The sequence below is a fragment of the Myroides sp. N17-2 genome (assembly GCF_002286775.1).
Classification (GTDB): domain Bacteria; phylum Bacteroidota; class Bacteroidia; order Flavobacteriales; family Flavobacteriaceae; genus Flavobacterium.
On the sequence record NZ_NSGJ01000093.1, the window covers coordinates 1 to 2,111 of the forward strand.

Sequence of the window (2,111 nt, forward strand, 5' to 3'; positions counted from 1 at the left end):
TTTTTCCATTTTTCAGAAGTACGCTGTTGAAAATACATTTCATACATAGGGTCAAATGGAATAGCTTGTCGCCTTATTTTGATGTGACGTATGATAGATACGCTGCTAGATGAGGAAATAGTTTCTATTACAGTTACTCCTTGTTCTTTCACAATGCTTCTGAAAATCCAGTTCCGTTGTTCAGCGCGATGAAAGTATTTAGATTTTATCCATCTTTTTCCTTTCTTAGGATGTCGCCGAACACACCATCTCCATAATGCTTTCCAAATTTCTTTATCAATAGCACTGAATATTTCCGAGGAAACAACATGTCTGTGATAATATGTCCAACCTCTAATTTTAGGGTTGAGTATTTGGATAAGTTCTCTTTGACTCATACTTTTTGCAGAGTGAATTATCTTTCTGATATTGGCGAGAAAAGTTTTTATACTTGTTTTAGAGGGTTTAATCAATAGTTTTTGCTCTCCATTGCGCATTTTATACTTGCGAATGTTTTGTCCAAGAAAGTCGAAACCGTCGTAAATAGAAGTTGTGTGAGTTTTGGTTAATGAGAGTTCAAGACCTCGTTCTTCTAAGAAAGACTGAATCATTGGTTTAACTTCATTTTCTAAAACTTCCTTGGTGCGACCGATAACAACAAAGTCATCTGCATAACGGACAAATAAGATAGGGTTCTTACGTTGTTTATAGTTGTTGTTTCCATTTAGCTTAAAGGACCCAAATTTTCTACCTAATAAATCTTCGATTCCATCCAAAACCATATTGGCTAAGGTTGGAGACGCAAGTCCTCCTTGAGGGGTACCGTGGGTTGTTGGAAATAGTTTACCTTTTTCCATGAAACCTGATTGTAACCATTGCGAGAGAACTTTCTTATCCATAGGTATGTTTTCTAGTATCCACTGATGGCTAATTAAGTCAAAGCAGGATTTGATATCGCCTTCAAGAATCCATGTAGAAGAGTTTTTCTTGGCTAGAGCACAAAATAGACTCTCAATGGCATCCGCTGTACCTCTTTCTGGACGAAACCCATAACTGTCCCAATCTGCTCTGACCTCCGAGATAGGAAGTAGAGCCATCGTATGCAAGGCTTGCATGGCGCGGTCTTTCATGCAAGGAAGACCTAGTGGTCTACTACTCTTTCCATCTGATTTAAGGATATATACTCGTTTTAGTGGAAGTGCTTTATAGCCTCTTCGTTTAAGAGAGTGTACCATTTTCCATTTATCAGCGGGAGAGTTTAATAGAAATCCATCTACACCAGCAGTACGATGTCCTTTGTTTTGTGATACACGTTTTACCGCCAAGCATTTGGCAGAGAAACTGTGTGTGAGAAGCCATTGTAAAGCTTTGACTTTACGATGATTTCCCAATTTTTCCCATCTAGCGATACGCAGTTGAAGCTTCTTTACCTCCAATAGACAAGCCCCCCAGTTAATGGAATTCCAGTCTTTGCAGATGTCAATTGCATCCATGGCACTATTTGTGGTCACAGTCATTTGCATAATTGTCTTAAAAAAAGTTCTTCTTCTTCTCTCGCTGAAATAACCAGAGATAAGTCTGCCAGTTTTCACTGTAGGGCAATCTTTTCATCCCTTATACACTCCATTACAGAATGCCATTCGCTTTTTATCTCATCCCTTAACCGCTCACCCATAGACTTTCCTTACGGTCAGTTTTGCATTAATATGCGAATGAACGGTCTTACCCTGTTGCCATTATCCAACACACTGACTTAGATGCCAACTTTTCATCGTGTGCATTGATTGACTGTGTATCTCCCATGGGTAAGGGGAATAACCTGCACAAGTACCATTTTGGTTTAAGCGTATCAGTTCTTTTCGCTTATTCTACTTGACGATGTTTAATGTTGATTTAATTAATTTCATCCTATCAGCAAGCCTAACCTTATCCGAACTTAAACTTTTCGGTACTTAATTCCTTCACAAGAATCTAAGTCTTCCTTTAGGAGAATTTAGTATATTGTCCTTCGAGCTATCACACAGGGTAATTACTTACCCTGCATGTCGAAGTAGGCTACTGCCAACAGTATGGCAGGTTCGTTGTCCAGTTACCTGGTTGAACAATTGTATAATGACCTTTGCAGGTCGCAC

General features: G+C 38.9%; 1 protein-coding gene. It reads right to left on the minus strand.

Annotated elements, in window-relative coordinates; genetic code table 11:
• Positions 1 to 1,472 (minus strand): group II intron reverse transcriptase/maturase (gene ltrA / locus CF599_RS19205; protein WP_216821884.1); only part of this gene is annotated, 1,472 nt, incomplete at its 3' end.
• Positions 1,473 to 2,111 lie beyond the last annotated feature (639 nt).